This window comes from Filomicrobium sp., assembly GCF_025698805.1.
Lineage (GTDB): Bacteria > Pseudomonadota > Alphaproteobacteria > Rhizobiales > Hyphomicrobiaceae > Filomicrobium > Filomicrobium insigne.
This window is the reverse complement of sequence record NZ_JAILWT010000025.1, coordinates 1-5,837: the sequence shown is the minus strand read 5'-3', so window position 1 is coordinate 5,837 and position 5,837 is coordinate 1. Positions and strand designations below refer to the sequence as shown.

Genomic DNA, 5,837 nt, shown 5'->3' with positions numbered 1-5,837 from the left:
CCGGCGCGAAGCCGACGACGCTGCGGCGGCGGTCGATGATCTGTTCGTAGCTCTTGCGGCCGAAGCGTATCCAGTGCTCGACCTTGCGTTTCTCGAAGGTCAGCTCGACCAATGTTGTGAAGGGCGCAGGCCCGTCCGGCAGCGGACGGCCGTGCGCGCTGCGATGGGCGCGACGGGTCATTGTTCGTCTCCGGTGATGTGCTGGGGGCCGCTCGGGCGCAGCGCGTCGAGCGCGGCCATCATGGCTCGCTCCTCCGGGCAGAACCGGCACCACGCTTCACCTGCGCGCGCGTCAAAGAAAAAGAGTTAGATTCTCTGTTAGATAAGTTAGCGGTCGGATTCCGCTTTTCAGGCCAAAGCGTTAGCTGCGGTTCGTGCGCCTGATCTGCCGATAGTGATGCGCCTGATGTGCCGATACCCCGTGCGCCTGATGTGCCGATGGTATTAACAGGGTTATCAACAGTGCCTGTTGATAAGTTTTCGGGGCGGATACGCAGCAGCTCGCGGCCGTCTCCCCGCTCGATCTGGAGGCGATAACCGGGGAGCGGCTGGCGGGCCGCTATCCGGCGCAGGTCCAGCGCGAAGTCGGACGGCCGCGCGAGACTGCCGGATTTCTGATGAAGGTGCGCGACCTCGAAAATCCAGCCGTGGCGCTGGTGCCCGGCGTGCTTTCGAGCGACGCGGTAAAGCCATCGCTCGATGCCGCCAGTCAGCCGGAAATAGGCCGGGTCTATGGTCAGGACCAGCGAATGGTCGATGACGCTATTGTAGAACCATTCGGGCAGGACGAACTCCATGCCCTCGACGCGGCCGGCGCGCGTCGTCATTTCCTCCCACTCGTTGATCCATGAGAATTGCCGGCGACGCCAATGCGGGCCGTTGCGGATCGTGGTGGCAATGACGGTCGATTGCAGCCGCGCCAGCGCGGCTTTCAGAAGCCGGTATTGGTGATTGCCGGTCGGCCGCCCGATGGCGCGCAACAGATGATAAGGCGTGAACCGGACGAAGCGCGAGGTGGTGAGGCCGTTGTTTTCGGCCGCGACGATCTGCGAGGCCGCCCATATCAGCACATCGGCATCCCAGATGGTCGCCATGCCGTGCTCGGGCATCCCGAACACTTGCACCTCTATGTCGGCGGCCTTGTAGAGAATCGGCTTGGTGCGCGGGGTCTTCGCCAGCGAGAAAAACGGCCGTTCCATCAAATCGCGCTGGTCGCGGGGCGGCGCGTCGCCCGTTGCGACCACGAAGGGGTCGAGGCGGCTGCGCTCGCTGTCCTCGGCCGGCCGCGCGGGGTCGTGATCGTCCTCGCGCAGCATCTAGCAGTCGCCCCGTTCTTCGGGCGTGAGCGGACGCGCGGGAAAAACGGTGCCGGCGGTCTTGTCGCGGGTGGATTTGCGCTCGCCCGTCGCGCTCCAGTCTTCCAGATCGCGGACGGTGTAGAGGACGCGGCCGCCGACCTTGCGATAGGTCGGCCCGGTGCCATAGGTGCGATGTTTCTCAAGGGTTCGGACGGATATGCCGAGGAAGCGCGCGGCTTCCTTGGTGCGCAACAGGCGCGGCGGCAGGCCCGCAAGCGGGTTGGGCATGGATCACCTCCAGTCGGAATTGGGCTGCCGGGGACGGCAGCGGACTGTGGCGAACCTTGGCGAGGGATCGGCGGCGCGTAGCGTGCCGCATTTGCGCCTATGCGCTGGCGGCACCCCCCTTCGGGGCGGTGCGCGGCCAATAGATGAGGGATTTCAGCGGCTCATCGCCTGCCGCGCTGAATAGGCGAAGACATTCGCACGCGGTTCGGCTAAGAATGTGGATGGAGCAGACGCGCTGCTCTGGGGCGTCGAAACCCCTCTGTTACCGGTTGGTGCCGGCCGTGACGGCACCAAACTCCTTGACCTTATGGTCGGGGAGCCTGTGGCGTATACAACAGGCTTTCCGAGCTAAAGGCCATGGGGCCGTGTAACAGCGGTTTCGAACTCCCCGATCACCAAGAGTCAGAGAGAATCGTTTGCGGGGGCGCACCGCAGACACAGCCTCTCGGATGCGGGGAATGACTATGAAGGTGCCCGTCGAACTCGATCCCGATGTGGACGATGAAGCGCCGACCGGCGACGCCATAACCGCCTATGACGAACGGCACTACGTTACCTATCTGCGCCTTCTCGATGCCAAGGCCGAGGACGCGGACTGGAAGGAAGTCGCGCGGATCGTGCTGCACCGTGATCCGGTGGTCGAGGAACTTCGGACGCGCCGTTGCTGGCAAAGTCATCTCGAACGTGCGCAATGGCTGTCGCGCGAGGGCTATCGGAAGATTCTGGAACAGGCGGCAGCCAACAAGGCGTGAGGTCAACAGCCGAGAACGATCAACGCTTGTCGGGCTTGATCGGATAGTGGAGCAGGAGGCGATAGCCCCCGCGCATCATCTTGATGCCGTGCGCGACCAGGCGGCGAGCTTTGTTCTTGCGCGGATCGCTCTCAAAATCCTCCTTGGTGCCACGAAAGCCGAGCAGGACTTCAGCGATGGTGCGATAGCTTTCGCCGCGCAACCGCGCGTCGAGCGCGCGCAGGGACAGGATGTGCCATTGCCGGAGCTGGGTGGGGATCGCCCGGAAGTCGGGACCGGGCGCACGGCCGTTGAGGGATCGCCAGAAACGGCGGACCGCGTGAACGCGCAGCTCAAGAAATGAATCCATCGGCAGCGTAGCGGCATAAAAAGCGCCCGCGCCCGGCGTTGCCTCGGGCAGCCAAAATTGGTGTTTGACGCCATCCACCTGCCAGATGCCGTGCCAGCCATCGGCAGCGCGGCGCAGGTCGAGGCCGTAGAGATGCGCCAGCGTCAATATTGGTTCGGTGTCGTCGTCCTTGTGATCGACCGGCGACAACATCACGGCTTGCGGTTGAAGGCGCGGATTCCAGATCGGCGATTGCCGATCATGCGGCGCGTCGGGATCGCAGGGGAAATCGCAAACCCCAGCGATGCGCGAACTCTTCAAGCTCGCGGGCAGCCGCCCCTCCGGTCAATGCGATGGTCTGGCAGTCCCGACGATATTCGTCGTTACGGCGCAGGTATTCCCAAGCGAAACCAGCGGCAGGGATGTGCTTTGTGTGCCCGTATGCCGCCGGAGATCGCCAATCGATGCTGAGCATGGCGTCACCTCCCCAAGCCGGGATGCTGAGCAGCGCCCGGCAAAAAGAGGTTCAAGGATCACTGCAGATATAGAAGCCGCTCAAAGCAGATACCTTGAGCGGCTAACCCGAACATCTTTTAGTATTTTTGGCTTGGCGACAGCCGGTGATTCCGCGACGCCTGCCCGTATGAGCACGGACAGGCAGTCATGTTCTCATCTGCTGGAAAACACATGCACCTCGCCGTGCGCCGTCTCGATGGTGAACAAGTCGCCGCTCATATCTGCGTCGCGCGCCATCGCTTCCCAATTGACATAGTAGCGCAGCGCCTCAGGGATGGTGATGCTCTCGGAGGTCAACTCCTCCATGTAATCGGCGAGGCTGGCGAACTGACCATGATAGCAGTCCTCCAAGGTGGATTCGGCTTGGTCCATGTCGCCGCTGAACTGCTCCAGCAGGCCCGCGCCAAGTGCGCCATGCTCTGCGATGAAAGCAGCCATCCGTGCCACGCTGTCGATGCCGGCATATTCGGAGATGCTGACGCCCTCGAAACCCTCATAGTCATGAATGGCGTATTCCTCCGCATCCTCGACGGGGGAACGGGCAAGTATCGCGGCAATCTCGTCCCTGATCTGGCCTGCGTCCTGATCCGCGTCGATCCACGCTCCATGCAGATAGCCGTTGTTGTAGGCGGCAAGGCAGGCAACATAGATGCGGGGGTTGCTGTCGGCTGGGCTGGTCATGTCTCTGTTCCTCGGGTCTGAAGGTCAGCGAAGCGGAACGCCGCGCCTGACCTTCTGGCCGTCGCCGAGACTGGGGTAGCAACGAGCAAGGGCGGCCGGGGTGGAGGGGGATCACCCGGTCTGCACAAGCGAAGCGCGGAAGGCTGGGGATACCGCCCCGGACGGTTTCACTTACCTTGCTGGCGCGAGGGCAAGGCCCTTAGCAAATTTGTTGATGGTCACGCGGCGGCAGCCGCGCCGGCCCGGAGGCGAATGGGCTTCCACATTGCGCTGTAGCTGTAGAGAGCCGGAGGGCAGTCAATGACAATGCCCCGACACGGAAGCGTGGAGGGATGGACATGCCAGAATATTCTGGCATTTCTAGGGCACTGTCGCGATGGCGCTTGCTTCTCCGTGCAGGACGCAACAATAATATTTGCGACGATGACGGGAGGGGCATGATGAATCACGACGATTTCCCTGCGCTATTTCTAGACGCAGACAACGCTTCCAATATGTATCAAAGAACGTTTCTGCGGCTAATTCGTGGCGAATACATTGCGTTGTTTTTTGCAGCGATATTTTCCATGAGCTTCATGAATGATATCATCTACTACGTGCTTTACGCGGGAGTTTTCGTTGTTGGATTAGTCATCCTCATTGCTCGCGCGCACAGTAAACCGGAGCAGTGGTGGTATAGATGCCGCGCATTAGCTGAAAGCGTCAAAACATTGACTTGGCGGTATATGATGCACGCCGCACCTTTCGAGGGAGAAGATGCACAAGCAAGGACGCAGTTTCGAGGCCAACTGAATACAATTTTTCGCGAAAACATAGAAACCGCGAAACGCATCACGGACGATTGGTCTGGAAATGACCAAATCACCCGGGCCATGGACGCCGTGCGAGTTAAAACCCGCGAAGACAGAATGGCGTATTATCTAAAGAATCGTGTCGAGGATCAGCGGAGCTGGTATAGGCGGAAATCCAAGGCCAATCGCAATGCTTCCCGGATGTGGGTATGGATAAGTGGTGCCTGTTACGTCATCGCGGGTTCGATGGCCTTAAGTCGTATCGCTTTGCCAAGTTGGCAATATTGGCCAATCGAGCCGCTCATTGTCGTCGCAGCTTCCATCGTAGGCTGGATGCAAATTAAAAAGTTTAATGAGCTATCTGCCGCTTACACAGTAACCGCACATGAAATCGGCTTGATTAAAGCACTAACAGACGACATGAGATCTGATGAACAGTTCTCGGAATTTGTGAATGATGCGGAAAAAGCATTTTCAAGAGAACATACCTTGTGGCTTGCAAGGCAATCGGACTGAGGGGGAATAAATGTCTGGCGCTGCTTATGTCGTATTTGACGGCGACAATGATAAATGGGCGTATGCCTACATGAACGGCTGGAAGGCCAATAGAAATATAGATTTCACGTATCAAAATGCGCACGATCTGGACACAATGACAGGCCGCGCACAAGATGAGCAATACGTCAAATCGAAGCTGCGCGAGAGGATGAGGCATTCGTCTGCTGTTGTTGTCTTGGTAGGTGAAAAAACAAAAAATCTATACAAGTATGTGCGATGGGAATTGGAGCTTGCCCTTGAGCTTGGCCTGCCGATCATTGCGGCAAATTTGAATGAAACAAATCGACAAGATAGCAACAGATGTCCCGCAATCATTCGCGACAAGGGCTGTGTCGTTCACATCCCATATAAGCTTTCTGCATTGAAGCACGCGATGGCTAACTGGCCGAGCGAGTTTAGCCGGCTCAGCTATACCGATAGAAACGGTGGCGCTAGGCATTATACTCAGTTCGATGCAAGCTGATTGGATGAGGCAGGCCCCTACAAGAAGCGCGGAAGCTAGGCTCAGGACCCATTGAATTGCGGCGTGCGATCTGATTCAGGCTCCTGAGGAGTCTGGATTATGAGCGATCTTTATTGGCTGACGGACGAGCAGATGGCTCGGCTGGAGCCCTATTTCCCTAAG

At 59.1% G+C, this 5,837-nt stretch carries 9 protein-coding genes; 3 read left to right on the top strand and 6 right to left on the bottom strand.

Annotated features, from left to right (window positions below):
- From K5845_RS20930 to K5845_RS20920, 3 genes are all read right to left on the bottom strand, one after another.
- Positions 1-181: DUF2840 domain-containing protein (locus K5845_RS20930; protein ID WP_287959948.1), on the bottom strand; the 181-nt coding region annotated here is incomplete at its 3' end.
- Positions 182-239: 58 nt separating this feature from the next.
- A complete protein-coding gene (locus K5845_RS20925) occupies positions 240-1,316 on the bottom strand; it encodes a replication initiator protein A (protein ID WP_099547413.1) in 1,077 nt (358 codons plus the stop codon).
- The gene (locus K5845_RS20920) at positions 1,317-1,586 is read right to left on the bottom strand and encodes a helix-turn-helix transcriptional regulator (protein WP_099547412.1); all 270 of its coding nucleotides are present in this window, start codon (positions 1,584-1,586) and stop codon (positions 1,317-1,319) included.
- A 464-nt stretch (positions 1,587-2,050) separates the two neighbouring features.
- Between K5845_RS20920 and K5845_RS20915 the strand changes: the two genes are divergently transcribed.
- Positions 2,051-2,338, top strand: coding sequence for a DNA -binding domain-containing protein (locus K5845_RS20915; RefSeq protein ID WP_099547411.1), 288 nt, complete (start codon positions 2,051-2,053; stop codon positions 2,336-2,338).
- A 19-nt stretch (positions 2,339-2,357) separates the two neighbouring features.
- On the opposite strand, the gene K5845_RS20910 is transcribed toward K5845_RS20915, so the two are convergent.
- From K5845_RS20910 to K5845_RS20900, 3 genes are all read right to left on the bottom strand, one after another.
- A complete protein-coding gene (locus K5845_RS20910; RefSeq protein ID WP_199122727.1) occupies positions 2,358-2,987 on the bottom strand; it encodes a DUF2285 domain-containing protein in 630 nt (209 codons plus the stop codon).
- On the bottom strand, positions 2,926-3,141 hold the full coding sequence (locus K5845_RS20905; protein ID WP_099547409.1) for a transcriptional regulator domain-containing protein: 216 nt from the start codon (positions 3,139-3,141) through the stop codon (positions 2,926-2,928). Before K5845_RS20905 ends, K5845_RS20910 begins: the two co-directional genes overlap by 62 nt.
- A gap of 194 nt (positions 3,142-3,335) precedes the next feature.
- Entirely contained in the window at positions 3,336-3,863 is a 528-nt protein-coding gene (locus tag K5845_RS20900; protein WP_099547408.1) for an antirestriction protein ArdA, read from the bottom strand.
- A 338-nt stretch (positions 3,864-4,201) separates the two neighbouring features.
- On the opposite strand from K5845_RS20900, the gene K5845_RS20895 reads away from it, so the two are divergent.
- Entirely contained in the window at positions 4,202-5,170 is a 969-nt protein-coding gene (locus K5845_RS20895) for a DUF4231 domain-containing protein (RefSeq protein WP_287959947.1), read from the top strand.
- Positions 5,171-5,180: 10 nt separating this feature from the next.
- A complete protein-coding gene (locus K5845_RS20890) occupies positions 5,181-5,675 on the top strand; it encodes a TIR domain-containing protein (protein ID WP_099547407.1) in 495 nt (164 codons plus the stop codon).
- Positions 5,676-5,837: the final 162 nt, after the last annotated feature.

Excerpts from the sequence above, each read along its gene's own strand:
- K5845_RS20920 (WP_099547412.1), bottom strand. The coding sequence starts at position 1,586 with ATGCCCAACCCGCTTGCGGGCCTGCCGCCGCGCCTGTTGCGCACCAAG.
- K5845_RS20915 (WP_099547411.1), top strand. The coding sequence starts at position 2,051 with ATGAAGGTGCCCGTCGAACTCGATCCCGATGTGGACGATGAAGCGCCG.
- K5845_RS20905 (WP_099547409.1), bottom strand. The coding sequence starts at position 3,141 with ATGCTCAGCATCGATTGGCGATCTCCGGCGGCATACGGGCACACAAAG.
- K5845_RS20925 (WP_099547413.1), bottom strand. The coding sequence starts at position 1,316 with ATGCTGCGCGAGGACGATCACGACCCCGCGCGGCCGGCCGAGGACAGC.
- K5845_RS20890 (WP_099547407.1), top strand. The coding sequence starts at position 5,181 with ATGTCTGGCGCTGCTTATGTCGTATTTGACGGCGACAATGATAAATGG.
- K5845_RS20895 (WP_287959947.1), top strand. The coding sequence starts at position 4,202 with ATGCCAGAATATTCTGGCATTTCTAGGGCACTGTCGCGATGGCGCTTG.
- K5845_RS20900 (WP_099547408.1), bottom strand. The coding sequence starts at position 3,863 with ATGACCAGCCCAGCCGACAGCAACCCCCGCATCTATGTTGCCTGCCTT.